At 63.5% G+C, this 15884-nt stretch carries 13 protein-coding genes, 1 tRNA gene and 1 pseudogene; 9 read left to right on the forward strand and 6 right to left on the reverse strand.

The genetic code is table 11. The features are described 5' to 3' along the window. Window positions 1-5: 5 nt before the first annotated feature. Window positions 6-1040: a proline racemase family protein gene (locus AKG11_RS00760; RefSeq protein WP_023516362.1), complete on the reverse strand. Its 1035-nt coding sequence runs from the start codon at window positions 1038-1040 to the stop codon at window positions 6-8. A 155-nt stretch (window positions 1041-1195) separates the two neighbouring features. Between AKG11_RS00760 and AKG11_RS00765 the strand changes: the two genes are divergently transcribed. After that, window positions 1196-2002: a 2', 3'cyclic nucleotide phosphodiesterase SpdA gene (locus AKG11_RS00765; RefSeq protein ID WP_050742616.1), complete on the forward strand. Its 807-nt coding sequence runs from the start codon at window positions 1196-1198 to the stop codon at window positions 2000-2002. Window positions 2003-2123: 121 nt separating this feature from the next. Continuing rightward, window positions 2124-2759 (forward strand): DUF1236 domain-containing protein, encoded by a 636-nt coding sequence (locus AKG11_RS00770; protein WP_050742617.1) that lies wholly within the window; start codon window positions 2124-2126, stop codon window positions 2757-2759. Window positions 2760-2807: 48 nt separating this feature from the next. On the opposite strand, the gene AKG11_RS00775 is transcribed toward AKG11_RS00770, so the two are convergent. Continuing rightward, a complete protein-coding gene (locus AKG11_RS00775; RefSeq protein WP_023516031.1) occupies window positions 2808-4055 on the reverse strand; it encodes an alpha/beta hydrolase in 1248 nt (415 codons plus the stop codon). Window positions 4056-4596: 541 nt separating this feature from the next. On the opposite strand from AKG11_RS00775, the pseudogene AKG11_RS35815 reads away from it, so the two are divergent. Together AKG11_RS35815 and AKG11_RS35820 are read left to right on the forward strand one after the other, a co-directional pair. Then, window positions 4597-4806: pseudogene (locus AKG11_RS35815) on the forward strand (calcium-binding protein); the annotation flags it as partial. Window positions 4807-4823: 17 nt separating this feature from the next. Further along, window positions 4824-5087, forward strand: coding sequence for a type I secretion C-terminal target domain-containing protein (locus tag AKG11_RS35820; RefSeq protein WP_371260013.1), 264 nt, complete (start codon window positions 4824-4826; stop codon window positions 5085-5087). Here the strand turns inward: AKG11_RS35820 and AKG11_RS35335 are convergent. Then, entirely contained in the window at window positions 5046-5735 is a 690-nt protein-coding gene (locus AKG11_RS35335) for a hypothetical protein (protein ID WP_156334045.1), read from the reverse strand. The two genes, AKG11_RS35820 and AKG11_RS35335, sit on opposite strands and share 42 nt — an antisense overlap. 541 nt (window positions 5736-6276) lie before the next feature. On the opposite strand from AKG11_RS35335, the gene AKG11_RS00790 reads away from it, so the two are divergent. Continuing rightward, complete coding sequence (locus AKG11_RS00790; protein WP_082342302.1) at window positions 6277-7917, forward strand: winged helix-turn-helix domain-containing tetratricopeptide repeat protein; 1641 nt, start codon at window positions 6277-6279, stop codon at window positions 7915-7917. Between the two features lie 142 nt (window positions 7918-8059). Here AKG11_RS00790 and AKG11_RS00795 read toward each other — a convergent pair. The 3 genes from AKG11_RS00795 to AKG11_RS00805 all read right to left on the reverse strand — a co-directional run bounded on the left by AKG11_RS00795 (window position 8060) and on the right by AKG11_RS00805 (window position 11958). After that, window positions 8060-8136: transfer RNA gene (locus AKG11_RS00795), tRNA-Arg, on the reverse strand. A gap of 133 nt (window positions 8137-8269) precedes the next feature. Further along, window positions 8270-9715 carry a sensor histidine kinase gene (locus AKG11_RS00800; RefSeq protein WP_245293358.1) on the reverse strand — a complete coding sequence of 482 codons (1446 nt, stop codon included), beginning with the start codon at window positions 9713-9715 and terminating at the stop codon, window positions 8270-8272. 236 nt (window positions 9716-9951) lie between these two features. Next, the gene (locus tag AKG11_RS00805) at window positions 9952-11958 is read right to left on the reverse strand and encodes a methyl-accepting chemotaxis protein (protein ID WP_050742622.1); all 2007 of its coding nucleotides are present in this window, start codon (window positions 11956-11958) and stop codon (window positions 9952-9954) included. 422 nt (window positions 11959-12380) lie between these two features. On the opposite strand from AKG11_RS00805, the gene rpmH reads away from it, so the two are divergent. The 4 genes from rpmH to AKG11_RS00820 all read left to right on the forward strand — a co-directional run bounded on the left by rpmH (window position 12381) and on the right by AKG11_RS00820 (window position 15871). Then, window positions 12381-12518, forward strand: a complete 138-nt coding sequence (gene rpmH / locus AKG11_RS33570) for a 50S ribosomal protein L34 (RefSeq protein ID WP_037405882.1) — start codon at window positions 12381-12383, stop codon at window positions 12516-12518. A gap of 33 nt (window positions 12519-12551) precedes the next feature. Further along, the gene (rnpA, locus tag AKG11_RS00810) at window positions 12552-12944 is read left to right on the forward strand and encodes a ribonuclease P protein component (protein WP_023515341.1); all 393 of its coding nucleotides are present in this window, start codon (window positions 12552-12554) and stop codon (window positions 12942-12944) included. Next, a complete protein-coding gene (gene yidC / locus AKG11_RS00815) occupies window positions 12944-14737 on the forward strand; it encodes a membrane protein insertase YidC (RefSeq protein WP_024270218.1) in 1794 nt (597 codons plus the stop codon). The genes rnpA and yidC overlap by 1 nt, the downstream gene beginning before the upstream one ends. Window positions 14738-14959: 222 nt before the next feature. Further along, a complete protein-coding gene (locus AKG11_RS00820) occupies window positions 14960-15871 on the forward strand; it encodes a DMT family transporter (RefSeq protein WP_050742623.1) in 912 nt (303 codons plus the stop codon). The last annotated feature ends 13 nt before the right edge of the window (window positions 15872-15884 follow it).

Below are 15884 nucleotides of genomic sequence, written 5' to 3' on the forward strand. Positions count from 1 at the left end.
CGAGGTCAGACGATCTCGCCGGCCTGCGGACCCCAGGTGTCCGTCATGGCAAAACCGTTGGCGAGCGGATCGGTCGGATCGAGCGCGATCTGGTGCAGGCCGAAGGTCCAGCCGCGGCCGGTGATGGTGGGGATGATCGCCGTGCGGCCGGCAACGACGGTTTCTGCCGCCAGCCCCACCTCGAATTCGGAGCCGATGATCGAGCGCGAGCGGAACGTATCGCCGACCTTGGCGAGACCGCGGGCATGCAGGACCGCAAGATTGGCGGAATTGCCCGTGCCGCAGGGCGAGCGATCGACGCGGCCGGGCCACATGGTTGTCGCGGTGCGCACCAGTCCATCCGGATCACGATCGCGGAACATGACATAGGCGACGCCGTTGATCTCGGGGATCTCGGGATGCACGACCGTCATCGATTTGTTGATCAGATCCTTCAGCGCCATGCCGGCATCGACCAGTGCGCGGGCATTGCCCTTCTCGATCTTCGTGCCGATCTGGTCGACATCGACCAGCGCATAGAAAATTCCGCCATAGGAGATGTCGAAGCGCACGCGGCCCCAGTGCGGCGTGTCGATCTCCACGTCCAGCGCCTCCACGAAGGACGGCACCATGGTGAGCTTGACCTTCTCGCAGCGCCCGTCGCGGCAGGTCGCCGTGGCCTTGACGAGACCGGCGGCCGTATCGAGCACCACCACCGTCTCCGGCTCCTTCATCTCGACAATGCCGGATTCCAGAAGCGCCGTGGTGACACAGATCGAGTTGGAGCCCGAGGAGGCATGCGCCTGGTCGGCCTGGAGGATGATGAAGCCTGCATCTGCCTCCGGACGCTTGGCGGGAACCAGAAGGTTTACCGAGCCGGTCGCCGCCGCGCGCGGTTCCAGGCAGAGGAAACGACGCAGGCTGTCGTCAACCGTGTTGATGTGGTTCAGCTGCTCGGCGATCGTGTTGCCGGGGATTTTCGGCACGCCGCCGATCGCCACCTTGCCGATTTCGCCTTCGCAATGAACATCCAGCAACTGGATCGTGCGCTTCCATCTCATGTCGGTCTGCTCCGTCTCGGCCAGGCTCGGCCCTTTTTTACTCTCTGATATATCAGATTGCCGTGCATTCCAACAGCTTTTCACGCGACAGGTTCACACGCTACGAAAGGGCATCCGGCAATCGCCGGATATCATCCCTGCTGCGAGACCTCTTCATGACCAAGCTCATCGTCTTTACCGACCTGCATATGGTGCCCGAGGGGTCGACCATTATCGGCCTCGATCCCTACAAGCGCCTGCTCACCGGCATCGAACACGTCAACCGCTACCATGCCGATGCCGACCGGGTTATCTTTACCGGCGATTTGACGCACCGCGCGGACACGCAATCCTACGAGCGCCTGCGCGATCTCCTGTCACTGCTCGTGCCGCCGGCCGCCATCACCATCGGCAACCACGATTATCGCGAGCGCTTTCTCGAAAGCTTCTCCTATGTGAAGCCGGACGAGAATGGCTTTGTGCAGCAGGTGATCGATTTCGACGACTGCCGCGTGGTGCTGCTCGATACGCTTTTCGCCCCACCCTACGATTATCCGCGCAGCCATGCCGGCTATCTCTGCGAAACGCGCCTGACCTGGCTCGACAATACGCTTTCCGGTGCCGGCGGACGTCCCGTCCTCCTCTTCATGCACCACCCGCCGCACAAGACCGGCTTTACCGGGATGGACGCAATCCGGCTTTCCAACGAGGGCGCCTTCTACGAAATCGTGCTGAAACACGGCAATGTGCGCCACATCTTCGCCGGCCACGTGCACCGTACGATCGGTGGCTCGCACCGCGGCATTCCTTTTTCGATCCTCAAGAGCCCCGTGCACCAGCAGCCGATGCCCTTTGACGCGCCGAACGCGTCGCTCTCGGTCGACGAGCCCGCGGCCTATGGCATCGTCGTCGTCACGGAAGACGGCCTGCAGGTACACAACGAGGACTACGAAATCGCACGGCGCGATTCGGAAATTGCCTGAGGGAGAGGTTAACGCGCGTTACACATCGTGATGCGCCGCCGCGTCCTGCACGGAACCGAAGACAGAAAGTGACGTTGTCTCTGCCGAAGGGGTGGGAAAACCACATTCGAAGGAGAATGACATGCGTAAATTTCTGATGGCCGGCGCCGCACTGGCGCTCATCGGCGCCACCGCGGCCCATGCAGATGACGGCGACAAGGAAGTCCTCGGCGGTGCGGCCGGCGGCGCAGCGGGCGCGGCCGCCGGCGCCGTCGTCGGCGGCCCGGTTGGCGCCATTGTCGGTGGTGCCGTGGGCGTTGCCATCGGCGCGGAAGCCGCCGTACCGGACGATGCCCGTGTCTACGTGCTGGAAAACCCGACACCGCCCGTCATTCTGGAAGGTCAGGTGACGTCGGACACGCGTTTTGACGACACCGTCACGCTGACGCCGATCCCCGAGCACCCGGACCTTGCCTATGTCTATATCGACAATCGCCCGGTGATCGTGCGAACCGATAGCCGCCAGGTGATCTATGCACCGGAGGTCGAAACGACAGCCAGCATCTCCGCCGACATTCCGGAAGCGGCGATCACCTATGTCGAGCGCCATCCGCTGGAGCCCGTCGTGCTGGAAGGCCCGGTGGAGGCCGGTGCGCTCATCCCGGATACGGTTGAGATCGTCGAGGTGCCTGAGAGCCCGAGCTACGGTTACATCTATATCGATCAACGTCCGGTTCTGGTCGACCGCAATACCCGTGAGGTCATCTGGGTCCGCTGACCCCACGGGATTTGCGAAGCGAGGGCGGCTCCTGCGAGAGCCGCCTTTTCATTGCCCGGTCGCCGTCACCGCAGTGTCTTCCACGGATTGGCCGAAGCGCAGCCACTGGTCGTTGTAGTTCTTGCGCGTCACCGGATCGAAGACCGCGATGGGCGTGGAGACGGCGATGCTGGCGACGCTGCCCACCGTCTGGGCGGTGCCGAGCGCCACCGCACCGAGCCGGTCGCCGAGACCGACCTCGGAATCCGTGACGGTCTGGCCGGCGATCAAGCGGTTGCCGATCAGCCGCACCACTTCCGGGCTTTCGGCAAATTTTCCATGGTTGAGGCTGTCACCCGATTTCAGCGCCGTCAGGTCGAGCACGATGATGCCCTGCTTTTCCAGCATGCTGCGATAGGGTTCCTGCGAGGGGTCGATCTGGCCGAGCCGGTCGACATTGCCGGAAATGCGCCGCGAGAGCGTCAGTGCCCGATCATCTTGCGAGACGAACAGCGTGAATTGCGGACGCTCCTTGCCGATGGCGCGCAACTGCTGGCCGAAGACGTCCACATCAAGATCGGGCGAGGCAAGGATCACCTGCTGGATCTTTTTCGGAACGCGGCCGTCGCGGATCGCCATCTGGCGCAGCGTCTCCACCGCAAGCCAGGTGCCCATGGAATGCGCCATGATGGTGATCTCGCCGACCTCGGGCGAGTTGACCGCAGCGCGCAGCAGTTCCTCCAGCGCGTCACGTGAGTAGTTGGTGCTTTCCTTGTCGTAGGAATAATCGAAAATGCTGGCGCGCGAGGGCCAGGTGAAGATCACGGGCGCGGCATCGGTCTTCGAATCGTGCACGATCTGCGCGAAGCGATAAACGGCATCCTCATAGCGATTGTTGAAGCCGTGTACGAAGACGAGCACGCGCCGGCTCTTCGGCAGGTGCCCGTCAAGCCAGGCACGGCTCTTCTGGGCACTGTCGACCGGCGTCACGCTGACAGTCGAAAAATCCTTTTGCGGATTGGCCGGCAGCTTTTCCGGCCATTGCACCTGGCCGACCTTGCGCTTGTCATCCGGCGGAATGGAAACCCTGATGTCGCGCATCACGAGTTCGGAGCCGCGCTCGCCGGAGAACAGCACGCCCGGCTGGTGCGAGGGCGCGCGCGTGGTGGCGACGAGGAGATCGACCGTCGAGACACCCGCCGGCGCTTCGCCGCTCGGCACGAGCACACCTTCCGGCCGGCCGGCGCAGCCCGCAAGGGCAAGCAGTCCGGCGAAGATCACGCGACGCAATACGCGCGGCATTTCGCGGTTCATCATGCCCCGCTTCCTTCCGCTTTCTGGTTTCGCCGGTGCAGGCAGCACCGCTTTCACCTGCTTAGCCGAGCGGCGCGCGGTTTTGAAGAGCGGCAAGCACCCTGCAGGGCGTACGGCGGCAAGGCGTGGCATATCGGTCACGTCGCCTGCCGGTGACCGAGCATGGACTTGCTGGCGACAATCAATCGTACCCAGATCAAAAATGGACGGAGACCACGGGAGGTCCGTGCTCCAGCCTACCCGGGATGAGCGGCCATTCGGCCGCCGGACGACGGGACCCGAGACCGCGATACGGGCAGGGACCTTGTTCAAAAATTGACAGGCAAGGAGCGCTTTCATGGCAATGGTCGGAGGCACGATCACGCGTGTAAACACGCAGTTGGATTTTCTGGAGAGGGCCTCATCTGTTACCGGCCTCAGCGACGGCGGCTGGGTCGCTACCTGGTCGTCCGAGAACACGTCCACTGGGCGGACTGAAGTTTACCAGCAGGCCTTCAATGCAACCGGAACGCGCAAGGGCGGTGAAACCTGGATCGACGGATCGATGAACGGCAATGATACGATGTGTGGCGGCGAGGGCAATGACAGCCTGAGTGGCGGCGATGGAAACGACCAGGCCTATGACGGCAAGGGTTCCGACAGCCTCTCCGGCGGCAGGGGCCGTGACACGATGGGCGGTGGAGAGGGGACGGACAGGCTGTTCGGCGGCCAGGGCGCCGATATCCTTGCCGGCGCGGGCCGCGATGTGCTGGCCGGCGGCAAGGGGCGGATGTGTTCCTGTTCACCGCCAAGAGCGATTCCGGCACCAATGCCAGGATACGGGACACGATCACCGACTTCAGCCAGAAGGGAGGCGACAAGATCGACCTCGGCAGGATCGGTCTCGACAACGGCAACGGGGAAGACCCGTTCTTCACCTTCCTCGGAAAGGGGGCTTCACCGGCAAGGCCGGGGAACTGCGCTACGAGATCAAGGGCGGCAAGACGAGGGTCCTCAGCGATCTCGACGGCGATGGGATGGGGATGGGGATGCTGATTTCTCGATCCTGCTCGACGGAACAATCAACCTCAAGGCAACCGACTTCATTCTGTTACGGCGGGAGGCGGCCGCCATGCGAGAGCGGGTCGAAACGCTAGCGATCTCCTGCCGGCTGGTATGGGCACGCGAAAGACCGAAGGCTTCCGCGAGGGAAGAGATGGTGCTCACGTCCGTCAGCATGTTTCCCGCCTCCGGAACCGCCCCCTCTTCGAGACCGGCGATGAACCGGTCCATCAGCAACCCTCCCGCATCGGCCCAGGTGAAGATGGTGTAGAACGGGCCGGGCCTGTAGAGATCAGTGTCCGAAACCAGGGTCATGCCGACGCGTGGCGCAAGATGCGTCAACAGCCGCTCGGGTTCGGCCAGGAAGCGCGCGCTCCGGCATCGGCCATCGATAAGATCGAAGACATGAAGATGCAGGCCATACCACTGCGTCAGGATCGACAGGGTCAGGGCGGACGGGACGACCTCTTCTCCCATGCCCACCGGGAGAACAACTTCGTATTTCAGCGCCTCGTCGAAAAAAGGCGTAGGCGGTGTTGCGGCTGGCAATGCCGTGCTGGCGCGCCAGGAGGCCGAGGCCACGCCGCGTGAGCCCCGCACCGCCGCACCGGGCCGCCAGGAAATACTGCGCCAGGCCCGCATGGCAGAGCAGCCACCGTTGCTGGGTGGCGAAGAGCGCGGCCGTACGCGGCGCAGCCTCGTGCGCGGTAAGGAACCCCCGCGCCATGAAGCGGAGAGCCAGCGGGAACGCCCGCTCCGCGATCAGCCTATCTGCGGAACCCGCTTGCTGCACTGCTGGCTGCAGGCAAATATCTGATACCTCCAGGGGGACCGGCATGGTGGACCGCCTTCCCGCCCGAGCAGACCGAAGTGGGCCTGCCGCCGGGACAGCCGGCCGCTCATCGTTTTCTCTCATCAAACGGCTTGGCATCACGTCTCCCCGGGCCCCCGCATGGCGCTTCGGCTTCCGGCCTTCACGGTGTGATAGGTCTCAAGCCGTGCGAATGTCCTGACGGCGCGGGGGCGCAGTTCTGAAATTTTCTGATTTTTTCTGAAACGGGGCCGATGGCGCCACGCATGCAAATCCCAGGCAAGCAGACAGGCGGAAGCATCCACCGGTTGACGGCGGCACCGGCGCTTCTCTATTTTGCGCCGGACCGCGACTGGGGATCGTGAGGAGCCGGTGTTGTTTTTTTCGGGATTCGCTCTGGATCCGGACCGCGCCGAGTTGCGTGGTCCAGACGGCGCTGTCATCCGGCTGCGCCCGAAGGCCTTCGAGCTCCTGCGGCTGCTCGTAGCCAACAGCCACCAGCTTCTTCCCAAGCGGGTCCTGCTGGACACGGTCTGGCCCGGCGTTCATGTCGGGGAAGACAGCCTCTTCCAATGCATTCGCGAAATTCGCGCTGCGCTTGGCGATCACGAGCGGCAAATGGTCAAGCTCGTATCGGGCCGCGGGTATCTGTTCGCGGTCGATGTCTCCACCGCGACCGACGCCAAGCCGGCCATCCAGGCCTTGCCGATCGAGGCCTCCGGCGTATCCTCCCGGTTTCTCCGGACACGCAGGACCACGGCACGCATGATTGCAGGGGGCGCCACCGCCGCCCTGCTGCTCGGGGCTTTTGCCATCGTGAAATCCGGCCTTTTTTCCGATCGATCAGCCCCGGTGGTCGAGGTCATGTCGTTCGTCGATACGACGGCCGAGCCGCGCGAGGCAGCCCTCGCGCGCGGTGTGTCGGCGCAGCTGATCGCCGGCCTCTCCCGCATCGACGGCCTCCAGCTCATTGCCTCGGCGGGACAGGCAACAGCAGCCAGGACCGCCCCGACCCATCTGGTCCAGGGCGAGCTGCGCAAGAGCGCCCAATCCTGGATTCTTCAGACCCGCTTGATCGATACGGCGAGCCGCGAGGTCCTGTCGGTTGTCGAGGCCAAGGTCGATGCACAGCAACCCGATGCGCAACGGGTGCAATCCCGGCTTGCCGCCAGCGTGGGATATACGCTGGCCCTGAAGCTGGGAAGGCTGCGTGAGGACAGCCCTACACCCGGGAGCAGCACGGCCGATATCGCGATCCAGCAGGCGGCCGCATCGATCAACCAGACGACGAAGGAGCGCTTTGCAACGGCGCGCACGATACTCGAGACGTATCTCGCCGGCGATCCGGACAATATCGACCTGCAGGTTGCACTGGCGACGCTGCATCTGCGCGGCATCCAGATGACCTGGTACAGCCCTGTGCAGATCAACGCAGCGGAGAATGACGCACGCAAGCTGCTTAAACAGGCCGTGGCGGCGCAGCCGCTTTCCGGATCGGCCATGGGCGCCTATTGCCGGTTCCTGACGGCGACGAACCAGTTCGCCGAACGCCTTGTCACCTGCACCAAGACCCTCTCGCTCAATCCCTGGGATGGCGCCGCCCTTTTTCAGCTCGGCCTGACGCAACTTCAGCTCGGCCGTTTCGAGGATGCGTTCGCGACCTTCCTGGAGGCAGACGGCTTCGACACGCCGGATGTTTCCCGCTGGACGTGGCTTCTGGGCGCGGGCCTCGTCTGCATCGTCCAGGACCGCAATGAGGAGGCGCTCGGCTGGCTGCGGCGTTCGATCGCGATCACACCCGCCTCGGGGCGGGCTCACATGCTTCTCGCCGTCGCCTACCACCGTCTTGGCCGGGATTCCGAGGCCAAGGAAGCGCTCGCGAAGGGACTGGCGCTACGACCGGGAACGACGGCCACCAACATCGCCCTGCGCAAGGACAATGCAAGCGACGCTTATCTCCGCGCTGCCGGGAAAATCAGCAGCAACCTGGTCGAAATCGGCCTGCCGCCGTAACGCGACCATAGTGCCATGGGTGATGTCGGGCGTTCGGCTGCGGCGCGACAAAACCTCGTTCGCCGTGCCAGTTTACAGCATCAAGCCACATGGCCCTGCAAACCGCGGAGACTTCATCTTAATCTAGATTTTTGGAAAAGAATGGCGCACCCGAAGAGATTCGAACTCCTGACCCCCAGATTCGTAGTCTGGTGCTCTATCCAGCTGAGCTACGGGTGCGCTGGCAGTTGCGGGTGTATTGCCCGGCTGCGAGGCGGTCTCTAAAGGGTCCTCCGGCCTATTGCAAGCGTCTTTCGCAGAAAAAATGTACTTTTTTCATCGGCCCGTCACACAGCACCGGCAAAACCCCGGATTATGAGGCGCGGTGGCGGAACGCATCGAGGGGGACGGGACGATCCGGCAGTTCGATGCGGAACAGCGTGCCGGGCGTCTGCTTTTCGACCAGCGCGATCGTCCCCCCATGGGCGAGCACCAGCTCGCGGGCGATCGCAAGGCCAAGACCCGTGCCCCCTGAACGCACGGAGCCGCGGAAGGCGGCAAAGAGGTTGTCTCGGGCCTTTGCGGGCATGCCGGGGCCGTTGTCGTCGATGGCGATGGACACGACGCTTCCGGTGCGCAGACCTGTGACAAGCACGGTGCGCCGCTCTGCGCCGCTGTCCTGCGACAGCGCCTCGACGGCGTTGCGGCACAGATTGTGGATGACGCGGAAGAGCTGCTCGCTGTCGGCGTCGACCTGGAGGCCCGGCTCGACCTGCGCCACGAAATCGATGTCACTGCGCGAATCGAGCGCCAGCACTTCGGAAACCTCCTGCACCAGCGGGCGCAGCGCGACGAAGCGGCGGCGCGGTTCCGGCTCGCGCATGCGGCCATAGGAGAGCACCTCGTTGGTATAGCCCACCGCCCGGTCGATGCTGCGCAGAAGCTTCGGCGCCACGCGCTTGACCACGGGGTCGTCGACATCGGACAGACGGTCGGACATCAGCTGGGCCGAGGAGAGGATGTTGCGCATGTCGTGGTTGATCTTCGACACGGCGAGACCGAGATCGGCGAGGTTCTTCTGCTCCTTCAGCGTGCGTTGCAGCGTCTGCTGCATGGCCGCGAGATGGATGCCCGCAACGGCGATCTCGTCGCGACCGCCGGAGGGTTCCAGCACACGCGCCGGGTTCGAGGGATCGGCGGCGAACTCCTGGATGTTCGCGGTCATGCGGCGGATCGGGCGGATCAGCAGCCGATTGAGCGCGAAGAAGATGGGGCTTGCGGTAACCAGCGAGATGATCATCGACAGGGTCAGGACATTGCGGGCATGCCCGAGCATGGCGCGGCGCAATGCCCGCTCATCAAGCAGGAGTTCGATACGCGTGCTGGTTTCCCCAACCGGACCGAAAACGCGGATGACGCGCTCGCCGCCGAAAAGCAGCGTCTCAAAGGCATCATAGACGGATGCGAGCGTCGAGACGTCGGAGAGGTCGTATTGCGCGTCGATGCTCGGCGGCATGTCGACGGCGGCAACCATGCGTGAGGCATCCTGGCGCCTCAGGATGATCGCCTTGGTGCCGGTCGCCATCAACGCCTCTTCCTGCACGGGGCGCGGCAGCTCGTGATCCGGCAGGCCCTCGATGACGACGCTCGCGGCGGCGGCCGTATTCAGGCGGTCGCGCAGCCATTGAAGACGCATGTTGGCGACCGACGGCACGAAGATCAGCACTTCCGCGATCAGGACGAAGATGGCCGTGACCAGGAGGAGCCGCCCCGACAGACCGGACAGAAAGCCGACTGCCGGCACCGGCTTCTCGGTCAAGGACGGTGTCCCGTCTCTGTCCACCATGTTTCAACTCCCAGGCAGGCCGCGGCGCGGCAAACGCATCGTGACCGAAGGTCGACGACGTATTTCAGCCAATCATAGGAGATTGCGGCAAATTTTCCAACGTTGCCGCGGAAACGACAAAAACGCGGCGATCCTGCGATCGCCGCGTTGAAAGGCTGAATCCGGCTACGAAATGCCGCAGCGCTCCCGAACGCGCCGGGAATGACCGATCAGAACTCCTCCCAGTTCTCCTGTGCGACCGCTGCCGCTGCGCCGCCGCGATTGCCACCGAAGGCGCGGGCGACATTGCCCATCATGCGGCGGGCGGGCGATTCGACCGGTCGGGTCTCGGCGCGCACGGCCGCCACACGCTGCACGGCATCCCCCGTGCGGAAGCGGGCAACGAGGTCGGCCAGGCTGTCGGCTTCGCCCTTCAGCTTGTGCGTCGCAGCCGAGGTTTCCTCGACCATTGCGGCATTGTGCTGAGTGACCTGATCCATCTGGTTGATGGCGGTGCTGATTTCCTGGAGGCCCGTCGCCTGCTCGCGGGCGGCGGTGGCGATCGCGTGGATGCGGTCGTTGATGGTGACGACGCGGCTTTCGATATCTGAGAGGGCCGCCCCCGTCTCCTGCACATACTTGACGCCAACGGACACTTCGTCGCCCGACTTGGTGATGAGGCCCTTGATGTCCTTGGCGGCGCTGGCGGCACGTTGGGCAAGCTCGCGCACTTCCTGCGCGACGACGGCGAAGCCCTTGCCCGCCTCGCCGGCACGCGCAGCTTCGACGCCGGCATTCAGCGCGAGAAGGTTGGTCTGGAAGGCGATCTCGTCGATGACGGAAATGATCTGGCTGATCTCGTTCGAGGCCTGCTCGATGCGGCTCATCGCGCCGATGGCATTGCGCACGATATCGCCCGACTGCTTGGCGCTCTGCGTCGCCTCGCCAACCATCGATGTCGCCTCGTTCGCCCGTTCCGTCGAATTCTTGACGGCAGCAGTGATCTCTTCGAGGGCAGCGGAGGTTTCCTCGAGCGCGGCGGCCTGCTGCTCGGTGCGCTTGGAAAGATCGTCGGAAGCCGTGCGCAGCTCGCCGGAATTGGCGTTGATCGCATCCGTCGAGGCACGCACCTCGCGCATGGTGCGCTGCAGGGTGGCCAGCGTGGCGTTGACGTTCTGCTGCAACTCGGCAAAGGCGCCGCGGAAGGAACCGTCCATGGTCTGCGTCAGGTCACCCTCGGCAAGCGCGCCGATGACGCGGCGGGTTTCGGCAATCCCCTCCTCCACGCCGGCGACCAGCTCGTTGACGCTGCGGGCAAAGCGGTTGAGGTCGTCGTTCTGGTAGTCCTTGCTGATGCGCGAGGAGAAATCGCCCGCCGCTGCGGCATGCACGACGGTGGCGATCGAGGACTGCAGGTCGGCGCTCTTCTCGCGCAGGATCTCTTCCTGGGCGTTGAGATCGCGCACGGTGATGGCGTTCTGGCGGAAGATGGCGACGGCTGCGGCCATTTCGCCGATCTCGTCCTTGCGGCCGGCATAGGGCACTTCCGTGTCGAGATCGCCGCCGGCAAGGCGGTTCATCGTCTCCGTCACCTTCTGGATCGGACGGCTGAGTTCGTTGGTCGCGATATAGAAGGCAACACCGCCACCGAGAGCAAGGCCGACGCCGACAGTGCCGAGCACCAGAGTCAGCATGAGAGTTTCAAAGGCAGCGATCTCAGCCTTGATGGCGGTGAGGTTCTCGTTGTCCGTCTGGACGACGGCGTCGATCTCCTTCTGGAAGGCCTTGCGGTTCGCACGGTTGAGCTCGTTGTTGCCCTGTTCGTTGGCCGCGACGATCGAGACCGTTGTGCCGAGGCTCGCCGTTTCCATGCGGAAGGTGCGGAATTCGGCTGCACGCGCCACGACGGCGTCAAAGGCGGCCTTCTGCGTCTCCGGCACGATCGGGCGCCATTCGTTCAGCGTCTTGTCGATGCCGTCGAGTTCCTTGGCGATGCCTTCGGCAAATTTCTTGGCGCCGTCGGTGTCCTTGGAGGCATAGATGCCGCGAGCTTCCATGACGACGGCAGTGACCTGCCGGTTCAGGTGCTCGCCGAGGAAGGCGCGGTCTGCGGCATTCTCGTATTCATGGAGCTTGTTGCTGTATTCCGAGACCACATGGACGGCAATGCCGCCGATGAGGACGGAGATGAGGCCCATCAAGCCCACAATGAGATAGATCTTGCCGCGTATCTTCACGTTCGCACTCCAAAGAACGGTGGGTGGCAAGAGGGCACGACCCACCTCACCTTCGCGAAGGACGGTAAACGCTAAAGGTTAATTAGACTTTGATACAACCGCCCAAATATTGAGCGTATTCACAACCGCTAATGCATTGATGCAAGAGAGGAAACCGGGAAATCCGGGGGGAATTACCTCACGTAACGTGACAAAAACATGACAAAGCACAATTTACATGCAACTTTTGAGTGCTATTCCGTTAACGATTGTGACAGCCGCGCGCACCAGCGACTGCGCAATTGACTTTCGACCGTTTTTGCCCCTATAAGCCGCGCACGTCCGGAAAGCATGGCTTCCCGCGAGGGCAATCCTATGCCGGACTTCAACGCTCCTTGCGTAACGCAAACCCAAGAAGGGCCGCACACCGCGGTATTAAATAAATGTCGAAGCGTACCTACCAACCCTCCAAGCTTGTTCGCAAGCGTCGTCACGGTTTCCGCGCCCGCATGGCAACGAAGGGCGGCCGCAAGGTCCTGTCCGCACGTCGCGCCCGCGGCCGCGCACGTCTCTCGGCCTAAGGCCGTGCCTGCCCGAACAGAGGCGACGGGCATATGACGAAAACTGTTGAGAAATCTGCTGTCGGGCGGCTGAAAAGCCGTCCGCAGTTTCTTTTTGTGCGCGAGGGCGAGAAACGCAAGGGACCACTGTTCCTTCTCGAAGTGCGCGACCGGCAGATGCCGGACGAAGCGCCCCGCGTCGGCTTCACCGTCACCAAGAAGCACGGCAACGCCGTGGAACGCAATCGCATGCGCCGGCGCCTGAAAGAGGCGGTGCGGCTATCGGCCGGGTTTGCAATGGAGCCCGGACACGACTATGTGGTTGTCGCCAGACGGGACGTGTTGAGCGCACCCTTCAAAACCCTTGAAGCCCGTCTGAACGACAGGATCGCGACGGTCAAGAAACAGAAGCAGCAGCAGCGCCCTGCTGCTCCCGGGAAAGAGTGATGGAAAAAAACCGCAATTACTTCGTGGCGATCGCGCTGTCCGTGCTGATCCTCGTTGCCTGGCAGTTCCTTTATGTGAACCCCAAGCTGGAGAAGGACCGCGCCGCGCTCGAGGCGCAGCAGGCCGCCCAGAGCCAGCAGACCACCACCTCCGGCGGCACGACGACCGCGACCGGCACAAGCGGCACGCTGCCCGGCGGCACGGCAGCCACCACCGCGACCGAGACGCGCGAGACGGCACTGGCCCGATCCGCCCGCGTCGTGATCGACACGCCCTCGCTTTCCGGCTCCATCAGCCTGACGGGCGCCCGCTTCGACGACCTGAAGCTGAAGGATTTCCACGAGACCGTCGACAAGACGAGCCCGATCATCACGCTGCTCAGCCCCGCCGAGACCGAACACGGCTACTTTGCCGAGATCGGCTATGTCGGCAGCGAGGCGACCGGCCAGGTCCCCGGCCCGCAGACCGTCTGGACGCAGGACGGCACCGGCAAGCTGACGCAGACCACCCCGGTCAAGCTCACCTATACCAACGACAAGAACGTCACCTTCACCCGCACCATCTCGGTCGATGAACACTACATGTTCACGATCTCGGACAGCATCGAGAACCGGACGGATGCGGCAATCGCGCTTTCGCCCTACGGCCGCTCGACGCGCTTCTTCAAGCCGACGGACCCGTCCGTTTACGTGCTGCACGAAGGCTTTATCGGCGTGCTTGGCGAACTCGGCCTGCATGAGGTGAAGTACACCGAGACCGAGGACGACACGACCGTTTCGCCCGGCAAGGCGACCGGCGGCTGGCTCGGCATCACGGACAAGTACTGGGCGACCGCGCTCGTGCCGCCGCAGACGACGCCCTACGAGACGCGCTTCTCCTATTTCAAGGACGGCCGTCCGCGCTACCAGGCGGATTATCGCCAGGACGACATCTCGATTGCGCCGGGCCAGTCCGTCGAAGTCAAGAACCTGTTCTTCGGCGGCGCCAAGGAAGTGCCGATCATCGACCAGTACGAGACGTCCTACTCCATTCCGCAATTCGACCTGATGATCGACTGGGGCTGGTTCTGGTTCTTCACCAAGCCGATGTTCCAGCTGATGGACTTCTTCTTCCGCTACTTCGGCAATTTCGGCATCGCGATCCTCATCACGACGATCGTCGTCAAGGGCCTGTTCTTCCCACTCGCCAACAAGCAGTACGCCTCCATGGCGAACATGAAGAAGATGCAGCCGAAGATGGAGGAACTGAAGGCCAAGCACGGCGATGACCGCATGGCGCTGCAGCAGGCGATGATGCAGCTCTACAAGGAGGAGAAGATCAATCCGCTCGCGGGTTGCTGGCCGATCCTCCTGCAGATCCCGGTGTTCTTTGCGCTTTACAAGGTGATCTACGTCACCATCGAAATGCGCCATGCACCGTTCTTCGGCTGGATCCAGGATCTTTCCGCGCCGGATCCGACGTCGCTGTTCAACCTGTTCGGCCTTCTGCCCTACGACGTGCCGCACTTCCTGATGATCGGCGTCTGGCCCATCATCATGGGCATCACGATGTTCCTGCAGATGCGCATGAACCCGACGCCGCCCGACCCGACCCAGGCGATGATCTTCACCTGGATGCCGCTGATCTTCACTTTCATGCTGGCAACCTTCCCGGCCGGCCTCGTCATCTACTGGGCCTGGAACAACACGCTTTCGATCATCCAGCAGGCGATCATCATGAAGCGCCAGGGCGTGAAGATCGAGCTCTTCGACAATCTCAAGGGATTGTTCGGAAAGAAGGCCGGATCGTCCTGACGGCCGAACAACGGAACTCCAGGAAACCCCGGCCCTCGCGCCGGGGTTTTCTTTTGCCGTTTTTTCTGCAAGGCCCGCTTGCGACATCGCCCCGTCGCTGGCATGGAAGCGGTGCGGGCGGATCCCTGTCATGCTCGCGACGATCCCTTTGTCCCGACACCGTTCCGAACGCAGAACCGCTTTCCGCCCTTTTGCCGGACTTGTCCTTGCGAGCGCATCATCATGTCTGCCTCCACGCTTCCGGTCACTCCCACGCTTCCGGACAGAAGGGGGCAAGGCTATGGCGCCGCCCTCGTGCTCGGCTCGGCCGTCGTCTGGAGCTTCGGCGGCACACTGGCGCGCTTTCTCACCATTGAGGACGGCTGGACTGTCGTCTTCTGGCGCTCACTCTTTGCCGCCCTCTTCCTGCTCAGTTTCATGCTGCTGCGGGACGGCCCACGCGGCACCGTGCAACTGTTCCGGGGCATGGGCCTTGCCGGCATCGCGGTCGGCCTCTGCTTTGCCACCGCCTCCACGTCCTTCATCCTCGCGCTGGCCTATACAACCGTCGCCAATGTCGTGCTGATCCAGGCCGGCGTGCCGCTGATCGCGGCGCTGATGGCCTGGCTGCTATTTCGCGAGAGGATCGCGGTCCACACCTGGGTCGCCATCGCGGCGGTGATCGGCGGCGTTGCCATCATGGTCTCAGAATCGCTCGGCGGCAGCGTTTCCATGATGGGCGATGCGCTCGCCTTGCTGATCGCCTTCGCCTTCGCCACCGCAACGATCATCACCCGGCGCTTTGCCCATGTGCGCATGACGCCCGCCGTCTTCTTCGGCACGCTCGTCGCCTGCGCGGTGGCGGCAAGCCAGGCTTCCGGCTTTGCCGTGAGCGGCCAGGAACTCGCCGTTCTCATCGTTTTTGGCGCGCTCAATTTCGGCCTCGGCCTTGCGCTCTTCGTCACCGGCGCCCGCCTGGTTCCCTCGGCGCTCGCCGCCCTGCTCGGCACGGCCGAGACGGTGCTGGCGCCGCTCTGGGTGGCGATCATCCACGGAGAAGTGCCCGGTGCGCGCACGATCGTCGGCGGCATCATCGTGCTGGCGGCACTCCTGTGTTATCTCGGCGTCGAACTCTGGCGGCAGCGGCGCGCTTGACTTTCATAGCCAA

It is taken from the genome of Shinella sp. SUS2 (assembly GCF_001262505.1).
Taxonomy (GTDB): domain Bacteria; phylum Pseudomonadota; class Alphaproteobacteria; order Rhizobiales; family Rhizobiaceae; genus Shinella.

Coding starts and splice junctions, on each gene's coding strand:
- AKG11_RS00760 (WP_023516362.1), bottom strand. CDS start 1,040: ATGAGATGGAAGCGCACGATCCAGTTGCTGGATGTTCATTGCGAAGGC.
- AKG11_RS00765 (WP_050742616.1), top strand. CDS start 1,196: ATGACCAAGCTCATCGTCTTTACCGACCTGCATATGGTGCCCGAGGGG.
- AKG11_RS00770 (WP_050742617.1), top strand. CDS start 2,124: ATGCGTAAATTTCTGATGGCCGGCGCCGCACTGGCGCTCATCGGCGCC.
- AKG11_RS00775 (WP_023516031.1), bottom strand. CDS start 4,055: ATGATGAACCGCGAAATGCCGCGCGTATTGCGTCGCGTGATCTTCGCC.
- AKG11_RS35335 (WP_156334045.1), bottom strand. CDS start 5,735: ATGCGGGCCTGGCGCAGTATTTCCTGGCGGCCCGGTGCGGCGGTGCGG.
- rpmH (WP_037405882.1), top strand. CDS start 12,381: ATGTCGAAGCGTACCTACCAACCCTCCAAGCTTGTTCGCAAGCGTCGT.
- rnpA (WP_023515341.1), top strand. CDS start 12,552: ATGACGAAAACTGTTGAGAAATCTGCTGTCGGGCGGCTGAAAAGCCGT.
- yidC (WP_024270218.1), top strand. CDS start 12,944: ATGGAAAAAAACCGCAATTACTTCGTGGCGATCGCGCTGTCCGTGCTG.
- AKG11_RS00820 (WP_050742623.1), top strand. CDS start 14,960: ATGTCTGCCTCCACGCTTCCGGTCACTCCCACGCTTCCGGACAGAAGG.